At 62.1% G+C, this 18,904-nt stretch carries 21 protein-coding genes, 1 tRNA gene and 1 rRNA gene; 11 read left to right on the top strand and 12 right to left on the bottom strand.

Going from position 1 to position 18,904, the window contains the following annotated elements; all coding sequences use genetic code 11:
* The first annotated feature begins 104 nt into the window (after positions 1-104).
* From rrf to NCHOL11_RS12685, 4 genes are all read left to right on the top strand, one after another.
* Positions 105-219 (top strand): 5S ribosomal RNA (rrf, locus tag NCHOL11_RS12705).
* An 87-nt stretch (positions 220-306) separates the two neighbouring features.
* Positions 307-383 (top strand) — tRNA-Met (locus NCHOL11_RS12700).
* A gap of 841 nt (positions 384-1,224) precedes the next feature.
* Positions 1,225-1,575 (top strand): RidA family protein, encoded by a 351-nt coding sequence (locus NCHOL11_RS12690; RefSeq protein ID WP_097092611.1) that lies wholly within the window; start codon positions 1,225-1,227, stop codon positions 1,573-1,575.
* Between the two features lie 640 nt (positions 1,576-2,215).
* Entirely contained in the window at positions 2,216-3,127 is a 912-nt protein-coding gene (locus NCHOL11_RS12685) for an oxidoreductase (protein ID WP_217991070.1), read from the top strand.
* Positions 3,128-3,149: 22 nt separating this feature from the next.
* Here the strand turns inward: NCHOL11_RS12685 and pgeF are convergent, their stop codons facing one another.
* Positions 3,150-3,908: a peptidoglycan editing factor PgeF gene (pgeF, locus tag NCHOL11_RS12680; RefSeq protein ID WP_097092610.1), complete on the bottom strand. Its 759-nt coding sequence runs from the start codon at positions 3,906-3,908 to the stop codon at positions 3,150-3,152.
* 139 nt (positions 3,909-4,047) lie between these two features.
* On the opposite strand from pgeF, the gene NCHOL11_RS12675 reads away from it, so the two are divergent.
* Positions 4,048-5,664 (top strand): amino acid permease, encoded by a 1,617-nt coding sequence (locus NCHOL11_RS12675; RefSeq protein ID WP_097092609.1) that lies wholly within the window; start codon positions 4,048-4,050, stop codon positions 5,662-5,664.
* A gap of 41 nt (positions 5,665-5,705) precedes the next feature.
* Here NCHOL11_RS12675 and NCHOL11_RS12670 read toward each other — a convergent pair whose 3' ends face one another.
* The gene (locus tag NCHOL11_RS12670) at positions 5,706-6,983 is read right to left on the bottom strand and encodes a multidrug effflux MFS transporter (protein WP_097092608.1); all 1,278 of its coding nucleotides are present in this window, start codon (positions 6,981-6,983) and stop codon (positions 5,706-5,708) included.
* Positions 6,984-7,180: 197 nt separating this feature from the next.
* Between NCHOL11_RS12670 and NCHOL11_RS12665 the strand changes: the two genes are divergently transcribed.
* Positions 7,181-7,477, top strand: a complete 297-nt coding sequence (locus NCHOL11_RS12665; protein ID WP_097092607.1) for an SEL1-like repeat protein — start codon at positions 7,181-7,183, stop codon at positions 7,475-7,477.
* 4 nt (positions 7,478-7,481) lie between these two features.
* On the opposite strand, the gene NCHOL11_RS12660 is transcribed toward NCHOL11_RS12665, so the two are convergent.
* The 5 genes from NCHOL11_RS12660 to NCHOL11_RS12640 form a co-directional block, all read right to left on the bottom strand.
* Positions 7,482-8,615 (bottom strand): GNAT family N-acetyltransferase, encoded by a 1,134-nt coding sequence (locus NCHOL11_RS12660; protein ID WP_097092606.1) that lies wholly within the window; start codon positions 8,613-8,615, stop codon positions 7,482-7,484.
* Positions 8,608-9,243 carry a glycerophosphodiester phosphodiesterase family protein gene (locus NCHOL11_RS12655; protein WP_097092941.1) on the bottom strand — a complete coding sequence of 212 codons (636 nt, stop codon included), beginning with the start codon at positions 9,241-9,243 and terminating at the stop codon, positions 8,608-8,610. Before NCHOL11_RS12655 ends, NCHOL11_RS12660 begins: the two co-directional genes overlap by 8 nt.
* Positions 9,244-9,313: 70 nt before the next feature.
* Positions 9,314-9,778 (bottom strand): RidA family protein, encoded by a 465-nt coding sequence (locus tag NCHOL11_RS12650; protein ID WP_097092605.1) that lies wholly within the window; start codon positions 9,776-9,778, stop codon positions 9,314-9,316.
* Positions 9,775-10,431 carry a hypothetical protein gene (locus tag NCHOL11_RS12645; protein ID WP_097092604.1) on the bottom strand — a complete coding sequence of 219 codons (657 nt, stop codon included), beginning with the start codon at positions 10,429-10,431 and terminating at the stop codon, positions 9,775-9,777. Before NCHOL11_RS12645 ends, NCHOL11_RS12650 begins: the two co-directional genes overlap by 4 nt.
* Positions 10,428-10,724 (bottom strand): DUF3572 family protein, encoded by a 297-nt coding sequence (locus NCHOL11_RS12640; protein WP_097092603.1) that lies wholly within the window; start codon positions 10,722-10,724, stop codon positions 10,428-10,430. Before NCHOL11_RS12640 ends, NCHOL11_RS12645 begins: the two co-directional genes overlap by 4 nt.
* 72 nt (positions 10,725-10,796) lie before the next feature.
* Between NCHOL11_RS12640 and NCHOL11_RS12635 the strand changes: the two genes are divergently transcribed.
* Positions 10,797-11,159, top strand: coding sequence for a response regulator (locus NCHOL11_RS12635; RefSeq protein WP_176502242.1), 363 nt, complete (start codon positions 10,797-10,799; stop codon positions 11,157-11,159).
* A 146-nt stretch (positions 11,160-11,305) separates the two neighbouring features.
* Entirely contained in the window at positions 11,306-13,177 is a 1,872-nt protein-coding gene (locus NCHOL11_RS12630) for a PhoX family protein (RefSeq protein ID WP_097092602.1), read from the top strand.
* Positions 13,178-13,338: 161 nt separating this feature from the next.
* On the opposite strand, the gene rpmG is transcribed toward NCHOL11_RS12630, so the two are convergent.
* Positions 13,339-13,506: a 50S ribosomal protein L33 gene (rpmG, locus tag NCHOL11_RS12625; RefSeq protein WP_007687342.1), complete on the bottom strand. Its 168-nt coding sequence runs from the start codon at positions 13,504-13,506 to the stop codon at positions 13,339-13,341.
* A 208-nt stretch (positions 13,507-13,714) separates the two neighbouring features.
* Between rpmG and NCHOL11_RS12620 the strand changes: the two genes are divergently transcribed.
* From NCHOL11_RS12620 to NCHOL11_RS12610, 3 genes are all read left to right on the top strand, one after another.
* Positions 13,715-14,044, top strand: coding sequence for a hypothetical protein (locus NCHOL11_RS12620; RefSeq protein WP_097092601.1), 330 nt, complete (start codon positions 13,715-13,717; stop codon positions 14,042-14,044).
* Positions 14,045-14,059: 15 nt separating this feature from the next.
* Entirely contained in the window at positions 14,060-14,626 is a 567-nt protein-coding gene (locus NCHOL11_RS12615) for a TMEM165/GDT1 family protein (protein WP_097092600.1), read from the top strand.
* A 134-nt stretch (positions 14,627-14,760) separates the two neighbouring features.
* Positions 14,761-15,252, top strand: coding sequence for a Dps family protein (locus tag NCHOL11_RS12610; protein ID WP_097092599.1), 492 nt, complete (start codon positions 14,761-14,763; stop codon positions 15,250-15,252).
* Between the two features lie 52 nt (positions 15,253-15,304).
* Here the strand turns inward: NCHOL11_RS12610 and NCHOL11_RS12605 are convergent, their stop codons facing one another.
* The 4 genes from NCHOL11_RS12605 to NCHOL11_RS12590 form a co-directional block, all read right to left on the bottom strand.
* The gene (locus NCHOL11_RS12605) at positions 15,305-15,775 is read right to left on the bottom strand and encodes a GreA/GreB family elongation factor (protein ID WP_097092598.1); all 471 of its coding nucleotides are present in this window, start codon (positions 15,773-15,775) and stop codon (positions 15,305-15,307) included.
* A 100-nt stretch (positions 15,776-15,875) separates the two neighbouring features.
* A complete protein-coding gene (gene cobT, locus NCHOL11_RS12600) occupies positions 15,876-17,702 on the bottom strand; it encodes a cobaltochelatase subunit CobT (RefSeq protein WP_097092597.1) in 1,827 nt (608 codons plus the stop codon).
* Positions 17,702-18,487: a tyrosine-protein phosphatase gene (locus NCHOL11_RS12595; protein ID WP_097092596.1), complete on the bottom strand. Its 786-nt coding sequence runs from the start codon at positions 18,485-18,487 to the stop codon at positions 17,702-17,704. The genes cobT and NCHOL11_RS12595 overlap by 1 nt, the downstream gene beginning before the upstream one ends.
* Complete coding sequence (locus NCHOL11_RS12590) at positions 18,484-18,903, bottom strand: OsmC family protein (RefSeq protein WP_097092595.1); 420 nt, start codon at positions 18,901-18,903, stop codon at positions 18,484-18,486. Before NCHOL11_RS12590 ends, NCHOL11_RS12595 begins: the two co-directional genes overlap by 4 nt.
* Position 18,904 lies beyond the last annotated feature (1 nt).

The following is an 18,904-nucleotide window of genomic DNA, read 5'->3' as shown; positions in this document are numbered from 1 at the left end:
AGTGCTGGAAAACAGCGTCGGCGATGTGGTGATCACCTCAAGCCAGATACTCAAATACCCAAAGTGCACGGCATCGATTAAAACCCAAAGCGCAAGCTTCATTGCTTGGTGACCATAGCGTCTGTGACCCACCCGATCCCATCCCGAACTCGGCCGTGAAACCAGTCTGCGCCGATGGTACTGTGGCTCAAGCCCCGGAAGAGTAGGGCGTCGCCAGGCATTGAAGCTCGCGCTTTGAAACAACAAAACCCATTCACATAGTTCATAAAAGGGCGGCCCATAAAGCCGCCCTTTTACCTTTGGTGGCGCGGGATGGAGCAGCCCGGTAGCTCGTCAGGCTCATAACCTGAAGGTCGCAGGTTCAAATCCTGCTCCCGCAACCAACAGCATAAGCCCGATACGACGCCCACAGGGCCGCGTTGTCGTCTAAGGTATACACCGCCAAATCTCACACGTTTGCGATAACCTCCGCCTCGGGACTACGAGCGCCGTCGGGATAAATCGTCACGCTCTCGGCTGATGCATCAGGGCGGCGGCTTCGCCACTAGGGCCATCATCGCTGCGCCTCCCATTGACCCCAATCCTTTCCGATGACTCCTCCAGGAGGTTGCGGCTTCCGCCCGAATGGCCTCTCCATTGAAGGTGTCGAGCAGCGCTTCGACCTTTCACGAACTTCTGGACCAACATCGGATGCTGCAGGATCTCGGCGATCGGGTTCTCCGAAGCCGATCGAGCCAACCGGACTGGAAAAGCCGCTTTCTCCATCTCCGACTTCGATAGCAGCTTCATCAGCGTCAGGCTGAGGGAAGCCCGCTAAAGAGATTGGGAGACACATCCACCAACTCTCCATCACCAGAAGACGATCCTTCGCAATCTATCCGATTAATGGTCTGCCCCTGATTTATGTGACCTCACGGTTGCACGTCCCGGCAAACAGGAGGGAATGATCTTCCATGAAAAGATGATGCATCACTCAATGCGATTGGCCGTGAAACAGTTACGGACGCAGAAGAGCCTGTTCTGACGCCGACCGCCATTTCCAAGTAATTCCCGCTTAAGGTCCGCATCATGCATCTTCATGCTGCGGCCAATAGGGAGTTCGGGGGTAGACGGAGGCATGCGAGCTAAGGCAAGTGCTCGGTTGCCACATCGGCTGAGCGCACATCTTGGCCATCTGACGGCGCTGTCGCCTCGCTGTAACGATTTAAAAGGAACCCTCTCGCCATGACCATCACCCGCATCGATACAGGTCCGCGCATGAGCGAGGCTGTCGTTCATGGCGACACCATTTACCTGGCTGGCCAGATCGGCGCGCCTGGGGAAAGCGTTGGCTTGCAGACGCAAGCTGCACTTGCCGAGATCGATGCTTTGCTGAAACAGACTGGAAGCGACAAGAACCATTTGTTGATGGCGCAGATTTGGCTCGCGGATATCAATGACTTCGAGGAAATGAATCAGGCATGGGACACATGGATCGCTGGCTTTCCGGCTCCAGCCCGTGCGACCGGAGAGGTAAAGCTGTACCATCCGGACTATAAGGTAGAAATCATCATCACCGCAGCCAAGGCGGGATAGCCGTCCCTTTAGCAGATGACCAACCATGTGGATAAGAATGTAGCGGACCGCAGAATGGCATCGTGCAAATAAAAGGCGCGACATCTGCCGAGGAGCTCGCGGTGCATGCGATTGCCCCCGCATCACATAATATCTGAGGGTGTTCCCGCAGTTCGGGTCGTTGTCGCACGTAGCTAGGCTATCGACAGCCCCGAACGCTATTCATCACTCCGGTGAGTGAGAAATGCGCTGACTAGCAGGGACCTGTTCAAAATCGCTGCGGGACAGGGATAAAGCGCGGGAATCGCTGAGGGTGACGTCGGCGATGGATATGCCGCTCTACAAGTCCTCGAGGTCGATCACCGCATCTGAAGTTACTAGCTTTCATCGCCTCCTGCCGAGGACTTTTCTTACGGCCGGCCTGATTAGGACGTGCAATAGAAACCCCATCAAAGCTGCTACTACGGCCCAGAGAACGGCAAGCCGGAAGCCATTTATGTCCAATGCTTCTTCACCGCACCATCAGATGCTGCCCAAGGCAACTGACTGCCCGATTGCAATCTGAGATTGCCGCCGATCATTCAGATGCGTGGACCCGCCTTGCCTTCACAAACGGAACTCTCCACAAAATGCTGGTTCGAAGCGTAGTGGGGGAATTGTTGTGGCCTTTACCGATGCCCAAGTGCCGGATCAAAGCGGACGCACCTTTCTGGTTACCGGAGCCAATACCGGGATTGGGTTCGAAGCGGCCAAAGCCTTGGCATCGAAAGGGGCGCGCGTTCTACTCGCATGCCGTGATGCGCGACGGGGTTCGGAAGCGCTTGCGCAAATCAAGGCGGCAAAGCCGGACGCCGAACTGGAGCTGATCCTGTTGGATCAGGCTGATCTGGCAAGCGTTCGCGCTGCGGCCGAAAGAGTGGCGGCCGAACCCCGGTTGGATGTTCTCGTCAACAATGCAGGGGTGATGATCCCGCCGCTTTCCCGCACGGCTCAAGGGTTTGAGCTCCAATTCGGCGTCAATCATCTGGGCACTTTTGCATTGACGGCCCTGCTGCTGCCGAAGCTTCGCGAGACTGCGGGCGCGCGTGTGGTGGTTACCTCAAGCATTGCGCATCGCCGCGGCCAGATACTGTGGGATGATTGGAACGCCGATAAAACATACAATGCCACGCAATATTATGGGCAAAGCAAATTGGCCAACCTGCTGTTCGTCCAGGAACTGAACCGGCGGCTGCGCGCTGCGCACGCGCCCGTGAGCGCGATCGGTTGCCATCCGGGCGTGTCCCTGACCGAACTGATGCGGCACCTTCCGCCTTGGACCAAGCCCGTGCTTCCGTTCGTGCGGCCGCTCTTCAACCCCGTGGCAGCGGCAGCCTGGCCAACGCTTCAAGCGGCCACAGATCCCCATGCTGAAGGTGGCGACTATTTCGGCCCGCAAGGGCTATGGGAGATGCGGGGCGTGTCGGGGCCCGCACGGATCGAGCAGCGGGCGGCCAATGCTGAAGACGCGCGACGGCTTTGGGACCTTTCGATCGAACTGACGGGCATAGACCCGGGATTGCCGCCGGGCTGACCAACCTGACGGCGGCGCGGCCTCAGCCGACTGCGATCATCGAGATTTGTCGCCCATAGCTTGCTTCGGCCCGATGGCAGGACCGGCGATAGCTATAGAAGCGGTCGGGCTGGCTATAGGTATCCTCATCCATCATCTCGACCCTTCCAACGCCCGCGATAGCGAGGCGGGCCGCCACATAGGCCGCGATGTCGAACTGGCAATGGCCTTCGCGCCCTGTTGAAAAGAAGCGACTGTTTTCCGCGTCCTGCTCTTCGAAATGGCGGGCGAAGTCGCTGGTAACTTCATAGGAAGCACGGCCGATGCACGGCCCGATCGCAGCACTGATCTGGTCGCGCCGGGCGCCCAGCTTCTCCATCGAAGCGAGCGTATTGTCCGTGACACCCGCGATCGCTCCCTTCCAGCCAGCGTGCGCTGCTCCGACGACACCCGCCTCACGATCGGCAAGCAACACTGGAACGCAGTCTGCGGTCAAAATCCCCAATATCAGCCCGGGACGGTTCGTCACCATCGCATCGGCAGCCGGACGTTCGTCTTCGTCGATCGGGCCAGTCACCGTCACTACGTCCGCCGAATGGACCTGCCGTACCGTGACCAATGCCGCGCCGGGTAGCAGGGCGTCCCTTGCCAGGTCCCGATTATGAAGGACTGCCTGGCGTTCATCCGCCGAACCAAGGCCGACATTCAACCCCGCGTGTACCCCGGTCGACACACCGCCACGCCGTCCCGCAAAGCCGTGCGGCACATCCGACAGGCTGGCAGCGCGCAGCAATTCGATCATCGATGACTCCTTTGGACAAATGTGCCGAGGCCGCGCAACATACTTGCGCGCGCCACATTAGGCGATAGTCTTCACCCAACGACATAAGCGATCGGTCCAAAGGCCGTTCGGGGACAAAATATAGCTGAGGGTTCCACGCATGATTTTCGGGCGCATCAAGCCATTGGACGCCATATTGGCGACAGCGGAAAAAAAGTCCCTGGTCCGGACGTTGGGACCAATACAGCTAACGCTTCTGGGTGTCGGGGCCATCATTGGCACCGGCATTTTCGTTTTGACTGCCGCCGCCGCGCAAAAGGCGGGGCCGGGAATGATGTGGAGCTTCGTCATTGCGGGGGCCGTCTGTGCCTTTGCAGCGCTCTGCTATTCGGAAATCGCCTCCATGGTGCCGGTATCGGGGTCGGCCTATACCTACACCTACGCGGTGGTCGGTGAATTGCTCGCCTGGATGGTGGGCTGGGCCTTGATCCTCGAATACGCCGTCGCCGCGAGCGCGGTGTCGGTCGGTTGGTCCGGCTATTTCATGGGCCTCATGAAAAGCGTGACGGGATTGGAGTTACCGCAGGCACTGTCTGCGGGCCCCGCGTGGAGCATGAACGGGTTCATTCCGCATGCCGATTTTTCGCATGGGGTCATCAATATCCCGGCGATCGTCGTCGCGCTGGCGGTGACGGCCCTGCTGGTGGTCGGCACCACCGAAAGCGCGCGCGTCAATGCGGTTCTGGTCGCGATCAAGGTCGCCGCGCTTACCGCCTTCATCGCACTGACGCTGCCCGCTCTTGACACGGGAAACTTCTCGCCCTTCGCACCTAATGGCTGGTTCGGACCTGAAGGGACGAGCGGGATGGGCATCGTCGGAGCGGCGGCGTCCATCTTCTTTGCCTATGTGGGCTTCGACGCCGTGTCGACGGCTGCGGAAGAAACCAAAAATCCGCAGCGCAACGTTCCGATCGGCCTGATCGGCAGCCTTGCGCTCTGCACCATCTTCTATCTGCTCGTTGCTGCAGGCGCGATCGGCGCCATCGGTGCCCAGCCGGTGCTGGGACTGGATGGATCAGTCGTCGCCCCGGGTTCGGCCGGCTTCGCCCAAGCCTGCGCTACGGCTGCGCATGCGGGCGATCTGGTCTGCTCCAATGAGGCGCTGGCGCATGTGCTGCGGTCCATCAACTGGACGGTAGTCGGCAACGCGCTGGGGCTGGCTGCCAATCTGGCGCTTCCCTCTGTCATCTTGATGATGATGTTCGGCCAGACGCGCATCTTCTTCGTGATGGCTCGCGACGGTTTGTTGCCGGAAAAGCTCGCCAGCATTCATCCGCGCTTCAAGACGCCGCACATCGTCACGATCGTGACTGGCATTTTCGTCGCCATTGGCGCGGCGCTTCTGCCGGTGGGCCAGTTGGCGGACATTTCCAATTCGGGCACGCTGTTCGCCTTCTTCATGGTGTCGATCGCCGTCCTGGTACTGCGGGTGCGCGATCCTCATCGTCACCGTCCCTTCCGGACTCCGGTCGTTTGGTTTATCGCGCCCATGGCGACCGTCGGCTGCCTCTTCCTCTTCTTCAACCTGCCGGTCGATGCCCAGCTGGTGCTGCCGGTGTGGGGCGGGGTCGGGCTGCTGCTCTATTTCCTCTACGGCTATCGCAAGAGCCATGTGGCGCGCGGCCTGGTGGAAACGCACGAGCAGGATGCCGATGTCCCGCCGCAGCCAGTGCCACCATTGCCCGGTGCTCCAACTCCGGGCGGGCGGGAGGCCTGAGGGTATTCAACGAGGCGGCGGTTCGATCCGCCGCCTCTTTTTCAATGAACGGTGTCGAACTCCACTTCGCGAAGCGCATCATGGCGCGGGCGCGTGAAAAGCTTGCCCCGCTCGGCAAAGGCGACGATCAGCAGCGCCGCGACACCGAATATCAGCATGCCTAAGGTCAGCGGCAGCGTCGTTCCGTCAAAGGCGCGGCCAACGACACTGCCCAAGGCGCTGGACAGCGCCGTCGTCAAAAAAGCCTGAAAGGAAGAGGCTGCGCCCGCTCCCTTGGCGAATGGCTCCATCGAAATCGAGCCGAAGTTGGAAGCCGTGAAGGCGACCGCCATCATCGTGGCCGACTGAAAGACCATGAAGCTGATCATATTTTCATGGCCGGACGCGATCACGCCCAGGTGGATAGCGCTCGTCACGATCATGGAAATCACCGCGCCCTGGCTTAACCGCCGCGCGCCAAATCGCGACACGAGCCGGCTGTTCAGCAGACTGCCGACCCCCATGCTTCCAGCCATCACCGCGAAGGCGATGGGGAAAAATGACCTGGCGTCGAAAATGTCGAAGAAAATCTGCTGCACCGACAGGATGAAGCCGATCAGCCCGCTCATCACCACGCCGCTCGCCAGCATATAGCCCGCAGCACTGCGGTTGGTGAGTACGGAGCCAATAGTGCGAAAGATCGTCGACGGGCTCATGCGCAGCCTGTTTTCCGGCGCCAGCGTCTCGGGCATGCGGACGACCATCCAGATCAGGATGAGCGCGGCCTGGATGGCGAGAATCCAGAAAATCCACCGCCAAGGCGCGAACCAGAGAATCGCCTGCCCAAAGCTCGGCGCCACCACGGGTATCAACATGAACACCGCCAGGATCAGCGACATGACCTTCGCCATGGCATCGCCCTTGAACCGGTCCCGGATGATACCAACCGCAATCACGCGGCTTGCGCCTGCAAAGAAGCCGGCTGCAGCGCGGCCGATCAGCAGCAGGGAAAAGCTTTGCGCGACGGCGCATGCGATGGTGGAGAGGACAAACAGCACCAGCGCGCCGCCCATCACCTTCTTGCGCCCAAACCGGTCGGACAGGATGCCGAACAGCAGCGATCCTGCGCCTAACCCCAGGAAATAGATGCTGATGATGAGCTGCCGGTCATTGGCGTTGGCGACCCCAAGGTCGCTGCCGATCTCCGGCAGAGCAGGCAACATGGGGTCGGTCGACAGCGCATTCATTGCCATCAGACAGGCGCTCAGCACCACGAACTCGCGAAATCCGATATCCTTTTGCGATTGTCGAACGGCGACCGGAGAGGAAGGGTTGGTCATCGCGCGGCTATGAAGTCAATGACGCGGCGACGCCAGCGATAGATCGGACAATTAGCCGCATTAACCTTGCTACTCCCCTGTTTCCGGCGGTTGCCGTTTCATCCCGCAAATCTGCGTTAACCATTTTTTATCCCCTGCCGGTGCACCGTGCCGCCTGTCGAAAACCATTATGTCGAAATCCACAGGGGGATTCGGTCATGGCCAATAGTCTGAAGAGCGCTCAGTTTCTGATGGAAAGCCGCCGCCCGGCGCCAGGCTGGCAATCGGCTGAAGAATGTTTCGAGCTTGGTGTCGCCTATAGCTGTGGCACCGGCGGCATGCCTGTCGATCTGATCGAAGCGCATAAATGGTTCAATCTGGCGGCCTCGCGCGGCAGCGAGGAGGGGCAAGCCATGCGTGCCGAAATCGCCGAGGAAATGACCGCACGCGAAATCGCCGAAGCGCAGCGCCAGGCGCGGGCCTGGATCGCCGCCAGCCAACTCCGCGCCGCCTGATCCTTTAACCTTGCTTGCGGAACGGCGCTCGTTCGGCAAGCCAGATGCGGTCGTTCTGCACGCCCGCGCGCTCGGCGGTGAGGAAATCGGCGACCGCCCGGCGGAAAGATGCGTTCGGCAGGAAATGCGCCGAATAGGTGGGTTCAGGCCCATATCCCCGCGCCAGCTTATGGCCCCCTTGCGCGCCGGCTTCCACTCGCGCCAGCCCGCGCGCGATGGCAACGTCTATCGCCTGATAATAGCATAGCTCGAAATGCAGGTTGGGCACGTCCTCGACGCAGCCCCAGTAGCGGCCATATAGCGCGTCTTCGCCAATCAGGTTCAGCGCGCCCGCGATCGGCCTGTCATTGCGCATCGCCAGCATCAGCAGCACCCGATCGGCCATGCTTTCGCCCAGCATCGAAAAAAAGTCGCGCGTCAGATAGGGCCGCCCCCATTTGCGCGATCCGGTATCCTGGTAAAAGTGCCAGAAGGCGTCCCAATGCGCTTCGCCAATGTCGCCGCCGGTCAGATGAACGATCTCCAGCCCTTCGACTGCGCGCGCCCGTTCCTTGCGGATATTCTTCCTCTTCGCACTCGACAGGCTGGCGAGGAAATCGTCGAAATCGCCATAGCCGCGATTGATCCAGTGGAACTGACTATCTTCACGGATCAGCCAGCCTGCCGCTTCGAACAATGGCACCTGCGCCGTTTCGACAAAGGTCGCGTGGGCGGACGAGAGATCATTGCGTTCGACCAGCGTTTCTATGCCCGCGATCAGGGCGGGGGCGAGAGCCGGATCGCGGAGCAGCAAACGAGGGCCCGGTACTGGAGAGAAGGGCGCGGCAAGCTGGATCTTGGGATAATATTGTCCACCCGCCCGTTCCCACGCATCCGCCCAGCCATGATCGAACACATATTCGCCTTGGCTGTGCGTCTTGCCATAGAGCGGCGCGGCCGCAGCAATCCGCCCGTCTGCACCATCGATCAGCATGGGCAGAGGCTGCCAGCCCGTTCCCGTGCCGACACTGCCCGACCGCTCGAGCGCGGCGAGAAAGTCCCAGCTCGTGAAGGGGTTGGCGGTCCCGGCGCAGGCATCCCACTCTTCGCGCGGCAATTCCGCAACGCCGCCAGCCATCCGCACCACGCATTCAGTCACGCGGGACCTCGAAGATAATCTGGTCTGCATGCGCCGCCGCCACGGCATGTTCTGACTTGGTGCGCACCGTCCAGCTCAACACGGGCAACCCGCGCTCGCGCGCCTCGGCAGCAAAACGGGAAGGAAGGTCACGCACGTCACAGGCGATAAAGTCGGGTCTCGCCACCCAAAGTGCAAGGCCGCGCCGTGCCGCGCCCCGCCAGCCCGGCTGGCCCTGTTCCGTCACCACCAGTCCGCGCACGGCCTGCGGCATGTTGCGGGCGAACCAGCGCATGGCGATCGGGTTGAAGGACATGATGGCGGCCTGCACGCCGGGGTGCTTCGCCAGATCGCGCGCCACTGCGGCGCAAAGGGGCGCGACATTGCGGCCCATCACCTTGAGTTCGATCAGCAGCGGAACGGCCTGCCCGCATGCTTGCAGCAATGTGTTCAGCCGGGGAATGCCGCCGCCGTCTTCCAGCCTCAGTTGTTCGAGCTGGGCGGCGGTTCGCCCGGCAACGACCCCCTCGACCCCCGTCACCCGGGATAGCGCCGCATCGTGGAAAACCATCGCGACGCCATCCCGGCTCAGCCGGACGTCACATTCGGCGCCATATCCCTGCGCGATGGCCGCGTTGAATGCGGCCATGCCGTTTTCGCTGGCGCCCGCCCCATGCAGCCCGCGATGGGCGAAGGGGCGGGCTGTCAGGAAGGAAAGATCAGGCCGCAGGCCGGACAAGGACGACCGCGTCGATCTCTACAACCGCGCCGAGCGGCAGTACCGGCACGCCGACGGCGCTGCGGGCATGTTTGCCTGCGTCGCCGAACACCTCGACCATCAATTCGGACGCGCCGTTCGCCACCTTCGGCTGGTCGGTGAAGCCCGGGGCGCTGCTGATGAACGCGCCCAGTTTCACGATCCGCTCGACACGATCCAGGCTGCCGAGCGCGGCCTTCATCTGCGCGATGAGGTTAAGCCCGCAGGCCCGCGCAGCCTTGACGCCATAATCAAGCTCGCGATCGTCGCCGAGGCGGCCTGTCATCAATTGCCCTTCCGAAAGGGAAATCTGGCCGGAAATGTGGAGCAGGCCGTTGGCTTCGACAGCCGCGACATAGGCTGCGACCGGCGCGGCGGCTTCCGGCAGCGTGATACCGAGTTCGGCAAGGCGGGCTTCAACGCTCATTTCTTAGACTCCATCTGGGATTGAAGATTGGAAGGGGCTGGCCCTTCGGCCAGCCGCTCATTGATCCACGTCTCGGCCGCTGCCCAGCCATCGATCCTGGCATGCGCGAAAGGCGCGGCATCGATATCCGCCGCGATTTCCGGTTCGCCGACCATATGCAACCGCCAGACGCCGGGTGCATGTTCCGCAACCGATTGATGATGTTCAGCGAGATCGTCGATGAAAAGGGCCGCCGAGGGCTGCCTCTCGGCGACGATCGCGGCCAGAGGAGCGCCCTTTGGTCCGTGATTCCAGTGGACCGGAAAATTCAGTCCATGGGAGGCCAGCTGCTCTACCCGCTGCTGATGATGCCGCTCGCCGATGTTGGTGAGGACGACGATGTCGGCGACGCGGGCCAGCCTGCCGATCGCTTCGACTGCCCCGGCGATCGGCATCTGGCGATGCATCTCGGTATCGAAGAATCCGACCAGCAGTTGCCAGACAAGCTCACGCTCCAGCGGGATGCCGCTGTCCTTGTGGCGCAGCGCCTCGGCAAAGCCGCGTTCGCGCATGTCGAAATGCACGTCATGATGCTCGTCCAGCCACTCGCGAAACGGGACGACCATGTGCAGCAGCACTTCGTCGCAGTCGGTGATGATCAGCGGGCGGCTCATCGGCCCAGCTCCCGCCGCGCGGCAATCAGCTTCTCGGCCGTCGTATCGATCGCGTCGGCGCAGGCGATCAGGTCCGGCTCATGATCAGCCAGAAAGTCCAGCACCGCTCGCAACACCATCTTGTCGTTGATCCCGGCCCGCAGCGTATCGGCATCGAGCCCTGTGAGCGCGAGCAGCCGATCCGCGCGCTGTTCGTCGCCCAGCGTCCAGGCCAGCGCCATCAGGGCAAGCGTCAAGGCGTCTTCGTCATCGGCCGGGCCAAGTCGCTTGCTATCGGGGCTATCGGGACGCATGATTGATTCTCGGCAAGGGGCGGTTGTATCAGCGCGCTTTTCGAATGCGCATTCATTTAACGCGGGTGACTGGTGGCAAAGCGCGTGCTCGTTGTCGAGGACAACGAACTCAATCTCAAACTTTTTTGCGACCTGCTGCGCGCCCATGGTCATGAAGTGCTGCCGCTGCGTGACGGGCGCGACGTAGTGGTGCAGGCGCTGGAGTTTCGCCCGGACCTCGTCATCACCGATATCCATCTGCCTCATGTCAGTGGCCTCGACCTCATCGTCTCGCTAAAGCGCGATCCACGGCTTGCTGCCGTTCCGGTCATGGCGGTGACCGCCTATGCGGGGAAAGGGGATGAAGATCGGCTGAGGGCTGCAGGAGCGCAGGCTTATGTGTCCAAACCCATCTCCGTCTTGCGCTTCATCGAACAGGTGAACGCCCTGCTGTGACGTGCTGGCGCCATCGTCATCTGATCGTAACGGAGATTTCACGCCCCTGACCCTGAAGTGAAGCGCCGGTTACATGCGCCTCTGCCAAGCCCCGGCTCAAGGACGCGGCATCCCGCCGACAGTCCGATCTGGAACAGGGTAAAATCATGTCTCACCTCACCGACGAGGCGCGTGCGCCATTTCGCGATGCAGAACCCAGGATCGAAGCGGGCGACAATTGCCTGGAGGCGATCGTCGCCGCCAATCCCGGCCGCCGCTCGGTGTTGAAAAACGGCCTGCTCGGCCTTTCCATCCTGCCGATGATGGGCGCTTTGGCTGCCTGCGGGGATGATGACGATGATTCCGCGTCGCCGAGCCCCACGCCCAGCCCTACGCCGACTCCGGCCCCCGCGCCCAGCTACGCCATCGCCTTTGCACCGGTTGCCGCAAATCAGAATGACACCGTCACGGTGCCCAACGGCTACACCGTGGATGTCATGCTGAAGGCTGGTGACTCGGTCGAAGCAGGCACGCCCTATTCGGGCAGCTTCCCAACCCCTGCCGACGCGGAAAAATGGGCGGGCGGCAATCATGACGGAATGGAATATTTCGAACTTTCGGGCGTCGACCCCAATGTCGGCGGGCTGCTCGCCATCAACCATGAGTTGCCTGACTACAACATCCTCTTTTCCGGTAGCTATAATGCAGCGACGGCCAGCGCGGATCAGAAGGCTCTTGCCCTTTCCGGCGTCGGCATCTCCGTTGTCGAAGTCGCCAAGGGTTCGGATGGCAAATGGGCGGTAAATGCGGGTTCGCGCTATAACAAGCGCTACACCGGCAACAGCAGCTACAAGGCGAGCGGCCGGGGGTCAGGCCTGCTGTCGGGCACGATCAAGGGCATGCTGAACAACTGCTCGTCGGGCCGCACCCCGTGGGGCACCTATCTGACCTGCGAGGAATCGACGGACAATTATCTCGACCCGACGCAACCGCAGAATAATTATGGCTGGGTTGTCGAGATCGATCCTTACCAGGAACTGGCCGCGCCGACAAAGCGCACCGGGCTTGGCCGGTTCGATCATGAAAATGTCGCGCACATGACGGACAGCAACCGTCGCGTCGCATTCTACATGGGCGACGACGGCACGCCCGGCTGCATCTACAAATTCGTGTGCGACCGCCCCTACAGCGCGACGAACCGCGCGGCCAACACCGACATGCTTGATCATGGCACCCTTTACGTCGCGCGCTTCAACGCGGACGGCACGGGTGAATGGCGGGCGCTGGAGCAGGGTCAGAACGGCCTGCTGCCCGGCGCGTCGGACCCCGGCAATGTCAGCCAGAGCACGACGCCGCCTGCGCCGGTCATCGTCAACTTCAACAGCCAGTCTGACGTGCTGATCAACACCAAGGCGGCGGCGCGCGTTGCTGGCGGCACCGTGATGGATCGTCCCGAATGGCTGACCGTCGCGCCTGACAACAGTGCGATCTATTGCACGCTGACCAACAATAGCGGCCGTCAGGTCACCGATGCGGCCAACCCGCGCACGCGCAACCTTCACGGCCACATCATCAAGTTCAAGGAAAAAGACAATTCGCCGCTGGCGATGACCTTCACCTGGGAAATCTTCCTGCTGGCGGGCGATCCCAAGCTCTCTTCGGGCGGTCAGCACCTGGTGGGCGACATCAAGGGCGACACCTTCTCCAGCCCCGATGGCATCCGCATCGACCCGCAAGGCCGCCTTTGGGTACAGACCGATCACAGCGTCCCTGGCAATTCCGGCGTCACCGGCACGACCATCGATCAGGCCTTCGGCCATAATGCGATGTTCTATGTCGATCAGACCAGCAAGCAGTCCAAGCGCTTCCTGGTTGGGCCTCTGGGATGCGAGATCACCGGAATCGCCTACACGCCGGACCTCAAGACCTTCTTCGTCAACATCCAGCATCCCACGGGCAATTGGCCGGTGGCGGGTCAGCAGCCGCGCTCCTCGACCATCGTCGTGACGCGCACGGATGGTCAGCCGGTCGGCAACTGATCAGCTTCGCCAAGAGAGGAGGGGGGATACACGCCCCTCCTCTTTTCGGTCCGCGGCGGACCAAAATGCCCGCAGCGAACAAGGAAAGGCCCGCTCCCACAAGGGGACGGGCCTTTTCGTTCAGCCGTCAATCGACCCAAGCGGGCAAACCCGCCGTCAGATCACTTGATCTTGGCTTCCTTGAACTCGACATGCTTGCGCACGACAGGGTCATATTTACGGAAGCTCAGCTTCTCGGTCTTCGTGCGCGGATTCTTCTTCGTGACGTAGAAGAAGCCGGTGTCAGCCGAGCTGACGAGGCGAATCTTGACAGTTGCTGGCTTGGCCATGGCCCTGGTTCCTGGTCGTGAATATCGTGAAAAAGAGAAGCGGCCCCGTGAAGGGCCGCCCCGTTTCAGCAGCCGCCCATGAGGGAGATTCGGGATAATGTCAATACGCGCGTGGCAGCGGGGCAGGCTGCATGCTAGACTTTACGCGGCCTTAACCGGTTCCGGTGCATCTTGTCATCGGAGCAACAGGACAGGGGGAAAGCTTCCCATGCGACACGATCCGATGCTGGCCATTCTCGCCGACATGCTACGCCGCGTCGACGGCCTTGCGGGCCAGCGTGGTCAGGTTAGCCTGCCGAGCTTGCGTGACGAAGTCGACCAGATCCGCCATGTCGCCCGCGCCTACCATATCGACAGCGTAGAAGGCCTTGCCGACACGCTGCAATCGGCTTTGTCGCTGCAGGGTACGGGGCCGGTCATCTTGTCCTATCTCGATCTGATGCGCGACGCGATCGCCACGGAAATGGCTGATGCGCCGCAGTTGCCCATGCCTGTTCCGGCATCCCTGGCGGTGTCTGCACCGACGCTTTCCCTCTGATAGCCGCCGCTGACCGTGGATGCATTGCTGACCGCGCTGCTCGGATGCTTCCTTGCTGAAATAGGTGACAAAAACCAACTGCTGGTGCTGGCCCTGGCGACCCGCTTTCGGCGTGACGGCGCGATCATCGCCGGGATCATGCTGGCCGCATCCGCCAACGCGGCCATAGCCGCCGTTGCGGGTGCCTTCCTCGCGCCGATGCTGAGCGCGGACGCGCGCCTGCTGTTTCTGGCGCTGGCCGTGCTGTTCCTGGGCGTGGGCCTGCTATGGCGGGTGAAAGCGCCGGACCCGCTTGCCGACTGGCCGACAGGACCTTTCCTGACGGCCGCCCTGGGCCTCTTCATTCTCGGCTTTGGTGATGGTTCCCAATTCCTGATCGTGGGACTGGCGACTCGCACCGCAGAGCCGGTCCTGGCAGCGGTCGGCGGAACGCTGGGCGTTATGGCCGCGCTTGTTCCCGTCGTCCTGCTGCGGGAACGGATGTTGCCTGCGGGCCCGATCAGAGCCATCCGCGTGAGCGTCGCCTTACTGATGCTGGTCGTCGCCCTGACACTCGCCGTCCTGGCTTTGCAACTCGCCTGACCGGCTGCCGCTGATCGATTGCTTGGATCAGTCTAAGCGATCATTTCCGCGGGTAATTCCCGTCTTGCCATGGCACCTTATCGGCATCAGATCATTATACCCGCGAAATCATTTCACCGAGCCAGGAGCAAGACATGACAGCCCCCGATCTCAAGACTCCCACCGACCTGCGCAGCAACGCCACCAAGTCCGTGGCCGAAGCGCTCAACGGCGTGCTCGCGGATAGCTACGCGCTCTATTTCAAGACCAAGAACTTCCACTGGCATGTCTCAGGCCCGCATTTTCGCGATTACCACCTGATGTTCGATGAGCAGGCGGCGCAGATCCTGGCCGTAACCGACGCCATTGCCGAACGCGTGCGCAAGACCGGGAATACGACGCTCCGCTCGATCGGCGACATTGCCCGCCGCCAGTCCCTCAAGGACAATGATGCGGAATATGTGAATCCCGCCGACATGCTGAACGAACTGCGGGAAGATAATCTGCGCCTCGTCGAATCACTGCGTGCCGCGAAGGCCGCCGCCACCGAGGCTGGCGACAACGCGACCGAAGGCATTGTCGACGACTGGACCGATCAGGCGGAAGAACGCGCCTGGTTCCTGTTCGAGGCTGGCCGGAACGGCTGATCTATCATCTTGTCCATGGGCGCAGAGCAATGTCTCTGCGCCCACGTGCGCTTCAATCCTCGTTGATCGGCTCGACCGACAGGATTTCCACTGCATCGGCTTTTCCACCGAAATCCAGCTGCTCCCCCGCCTCGGCATCCATCATCGCGCGGGCTAGCGGGGAGGAAAAGCTGATCCGCTTCTCATTGGGGTCGGCTTCGTCGTCCCCCACGATCGAGACGGTCTTTTTCTGGCCGTTGAGCCGATAGGTAACGCACACGCCGAAACTGACCGCGTCGCCATCCGCAACGGGCCTCAAATCCGCTGTGGCCAGCCGCGTGCGCCAGTAGCGCAGTTCGCGCTTATGCTTCTTCGCATCATCCTCGCTCATCGCCGCGGTGTCGATCGCTTCTAGCGCCTCCACCTTCTCGCGCGTCAGCCGCAATCCTCGCTGCGTGACCCAATTGGGACCGGGAGGGATCGGTATCTCGAATGTGGGCTCCAGATGTTCCTCGTCGCTCTCGCGGCGAAAAGCGACACTCATGATAATCTCCTCCGCAAGGCGTGCCCATGCCCTTGCAAGAGGTCGAGAGCGCCGATGGTCATTTCAAGGGATGAACGCAGCCGGGCGGCTGATCGACCTGCTAATCTTCGTCGAACAGCCCAGCCAGCTGCTCCACCATCGTCCCGCCCAGTTGTTCGGCATCCATGATGGTGACGGCGCGCCGGTAATAGCGGGTCACGTCATGCCCGATGCCGATCGCGACCAGCTGTACCGGAGACCGGTTCTCGATCCATTCGATCACCTGCCGCAGATGGCGCTCAAGATAGGTGCCGCTGTTGACCGACAGCGTCGAATCATCGACCGGCGCGCCATCGGAAATCACCATCAATATGCGGCGTTCCTCATTACGCGCGATCAGCCGCTGATGCGCCCAGAGCAGCGCCTCACCGTCGATATTCTCCTTGAGCAGCCCCTCGCGCATCATCAGGCCAAGGTTGCGTCGCGCCCGCCGCCAGGGCTCGTCCGCCTTCTTGTAGATGATGTGGCGCAGGTCGTTGAGCCGCCCCGGCATCGGCGGGCGTCCGGCCGCGAGCCAATCCTCCCGGCTCTGTCCGCCCTTCCAGGCGCGCGTGGTAAAGCCCAATATCTCCGTCTTGACGCCACAGCGCTCCAGCGTGCGCGCCATGATATCGGCGCTGATCGCCGCGATGCTGATCGGCCGTCCACGCATGGAGCCGCTATTGTCGATCAGCAGTGTCACCACCGTGTCGCGAAATTCCGTGTCCCGCTCGACCTTGTAGGAGAGGGACCGGGTAGGATCGATCACGATCCGCGCGAGCCGGGCAGCGTCCAGCAGCCCTTCCTCCTGATCGAAGTCCCATGACCGGGATTGCTGCGCCATCAACCGGCGTTGCAGCCGGTTGGCGAGCTTGGTGACGGCCCCCTGCAAGCTCACCAGCTGCTGGTCGAGGAAGCCGCGCAGGCGATTGAGTTCATCCTCGTCGCACAAATCATCGGCGGTGACGATCTCGTCATGCGCGATCGTATAGGGCTTGTAGTCGAAGCCCGGCGGCAGATCGGACATCGGCCGGTTGGGCCGGACGGGCATCATGCCCTCATCGCCCATGTCGTCGGCGCCCTGGTCGCTGTCGGCGTCGAAATCGTCGCTATATTCGGTTTCACCTTCTTCGGTGTCGCCGCCCTTGTCCTCGGCCCGCGCCTCGGCGTTCATGTCGCTGTCGCCGGACTCCTCTTCGCCCGAATCGCCTTCTTCCTGTTGCTCTTCCTCGTCCTCGCCTTCGTCCTGCGGTTCCTCTTCGTCGGTGGGGGGCGGCGCGTCGCTTTCGACCAGCTGAAGATGCTCCAGCATCGCCTGGGCGAGCTTCTGGAAAGCGCGCTGGTCGTCGATGGCGAGGCCCAGCGCATCAAGGTCGGCGCCTGCCTTCTCCTCGATCCAGGCATCGACCATGGCCATGCCACCGGTCGCATCCTTTGGGATAGCCTGGCCGGTCAGCCGCTCACGCACCTTGAGCGCGAGCGCTGTCGACAGCGGCACTTCATCGGCAGAGCGTGCCCGGCGCAGCGGATCGGACTTCAGCCGCAACTCCAGCGCATGGTTGAGGTTGGCCCGCACGCCTTCCATCGCCCGCGACCCGATAGCCTCCACACGCGCCTGCTCGACCGCGTCATAGACGGCGCGCGCGGTGGCGTCGGCTGGCGCAGCGTTGGCATGCAGCTTCAGATTATGATGCCGCAGCCGCAGCGCATTGGCGTCGGCAAAGCCCCGGGCGAGCGCGACCTGGTCGGGGGGCAGGTTGCGGCCGGGCGTCGGCACCTTGATCGCCTTGCCCGCCATATGCGGGGCGTCCGCGGTAAAGCCGACCTCGACCTCCGCATCGCGCGCGATCGACCGGGCCGCGCCGGACAGCACGTCCTTGAAAGCATCCAGGGGCGAACGCTCCGCCATCAGTCGAGCAGCCTTTCTCGCAGCAGCTGCCGCGCGCCCTCGTCCATCTTCAAAGGACCAGTCAGATAGCCCTCGATGCCGCCATGGCTGCTGTCCAGCTCGGCAAAAAAGCTGTCGAGATACGCTTCATCCACGGTCAATAATGGCTCCAGCGCCTCGGCCCGTGCCGACCATGCCCGCGCGACCAGCGTGCTGCGTTGGGTCAGCAGCCAATCCCAGTCGGCATGTTCATTGGTCAACAAATAGTCATCGACTATCGTTTCCCGCGGCACGCCCAATGCTGCCAATATCAACGCAGCGCCGACACCAGTGCGGTCTTTCCCCGCCGAACAGTTGATGATGATCGGCACGCGTCCGGCCAGGATCTGAGCGAACATCGCGCGATAGGATGCGGCATGGTCCAGCGGGATGGCGCGATACAGCGCAATCATCGCGTGACGCATGTCCTGCGCGGTCGCGTCCTTGCGCTTCAGCATCTCGCCCAGGACGCCGCTGCTTTCGCTATAGTCGCGGCAGAAATAATCGACTTCCGCTCCATGCCAGAGCGTCGGCTCCGCGCTCCGTTCATTGCCTCGCCGGAAATCACAGATCGCCTGGATGCCGAGCGAACGCAGATGCGCCGCGTCCGCTTCGCTCAGCAGTGCCATGGTGCCCGACCGGAACAACATGCCTCGCCGGACGACGCGCCCCTCGGCAGTCGCATAGCCGCCGAAATCGCGCAGGTTGAACGCGCGCTCCAGCGGCAGGCGGCGGCCGGGGCCAACCGGAGCGATGGTCTCCGTCACGGCCGCTCAGCCTCGCCGACAGGCGGCACGGCGACGGTTTCGATCCGTGTCTCCACATCGCTCATCAGCTTGTGAACGGGGCAGCGCGCGGCGACGCCGATCAGTGTATCATGCTGCTCCTGCGTCAAAGGCCCGCCAAGCGCGATCCGCGTCGTAAGCCGGTAGATGCCGTCCCGTTCCTCGCTGGCGTCCCGGACGACGCCGACATGGATGTCCTCGACCGGAATGCCCTTCCGCTGCGCATACCAAAGCATCGTCATGGCCTTGCATGCGCCCAACGCCGAATCATACAGATCATGCGGATCGGGCCCCGCATCATGCCCATCGGGCGGCGTCATATCGACGATCAGCTCATGGCCCCGGATGTTGACCCGGTGCGCGCTGCCATCCGGCGCGATACGCTCGACGACGATCATC

The organism is Novosphingobium sp. Chol11, from assembly GCF_900218065.1.
Classification (GTDB): Bacteria; Pseudomonadota; Alphaproteobacteria; order Sphingomonadales; family Sphingomonadaceae; genus Sphingobium; species Sphingobium agri.
This window is presented reverse-complemented; position numbering and strand designations above follow the sequence as displayed.

Excerpts from the sequence above, each read along its gene's own strand:
- NCHOL11_RS12690 (WP_097092611.1), top strand. The coding sequence starts at position 1,225 with ATGACCATCACCCGCATCGATACAGGTCCGCGCATGAGCGAGGCTGTC.
- pgeF (WP_097092610.1), bottom strand. The coding sequence starts at position 3,908 with ATGATCGAATTGCTGCGCGCTGCCAGCCTGTCGGATGTGCCGCACGGC.
- NCHOL11_RS12675 (WP_097092609.1), top strand. The coding sequence starts at position 4,048 with ATGATTTTCGGGCGCATCAAGCCATTGGACGCCATATTGGCGACAGCG.
- NCHOL11_RS12670 (WP_097092608.1), bottom strand. The coding sequence starts at position 6,983 with ATGACCAACCCTTCCTCTCCGGTCGCCGTTCGACAATCGCAAAAGGAT.
- NCHOL11_RS12665 (WP_097092607.1), top strand. The coding sequence starts at position 7,181 with ATGGCCAATAGTCTGAAGAGCGCTCAGTTTCTGATGGAAAGCCGCCGC.
- NCHOL11_RS12655 (WP_097092941.1), bottom strand. The coding sequence starts at position 9,243 with ATGGCCGCATTCAACGCGGCCATCGCGCAGGGATATGGCGCCGAATGT.
- NCHOL11_RS12650 (WP_097092605.1), bottom strand. The coding sequence starts at position 9,778 with ATGAGCGTTGAAGCCCGCCTTGCCGAACTCGGTATCACGCTGCCGGAA.
- NCHOL11_RS12645 (WP_097092604.1), bottom strand. The coding sequence starts at position 10,431 with ATGAGCCGCCCGCTGATCATCACCGACTGCGACGAAGTGCTGCTGCAC.
- NCHOL11_RS12640 (WP_097092603.1), bottom strand. The coding sequence starts at position 10,724 with ATGCGTCCCGATAGCCCCGATAGCAAGCGACTTGGCCCGGCCGATGAC.
- NCHOL11_RS12630 (WP_097092602.1), top strand. The coding sequence starts at position 11,306 with ATGTCTCACCTCACCGACGAGGCGCGTGCGCCATTTCGCGATGCAGAA.
- rpmG (WP_007687342.1), bottom strand. The coding sequence starts at position 13,506 with ATGGCCAAGCCAGCAACTGTCAAGATTCGCCTCGTCAGCTCGGCTGAC.
- NCHOL11_RS12620 (WP_097092601.1), top strand. The coding sequence starts at position 13,715 with ATGCGACACGATCCGATGCTGGCCATTCTCGCCGACATGCTACGCCGC.
- NCHOL11_RS12610 (WP_097092599.1), top strand. The coding sequence starts at position 14,761 with ATGACAGCCCCCGATCTCAAGACTCCCACCGACCTGCGCAGCAACGCC.
- NCHOL11_RS12605 (WP_097092598.1), bottom strand. The coding sequence starts at position 15,775 with ATGAGTGTCGCTTTTCGCCGCGAGAGCGACGAGGAACATCTGGAGCCC.
- cobT (WP_097092597.1), bottom strand. The coding sequence starts at position 17,702 with ATGGCGGAGCGTTCGCCCCTGGATGCTTTCAAGGACGTGCTGTCCGGC.
- NCHOL11_RS12590 (WP_097092595.1), bottom strand. The coding sequence starts at position 18,903 with ATGATCGTCGTCGAGCGTATCGCGCCGGATGGCAGCGCGCACCGGGTC.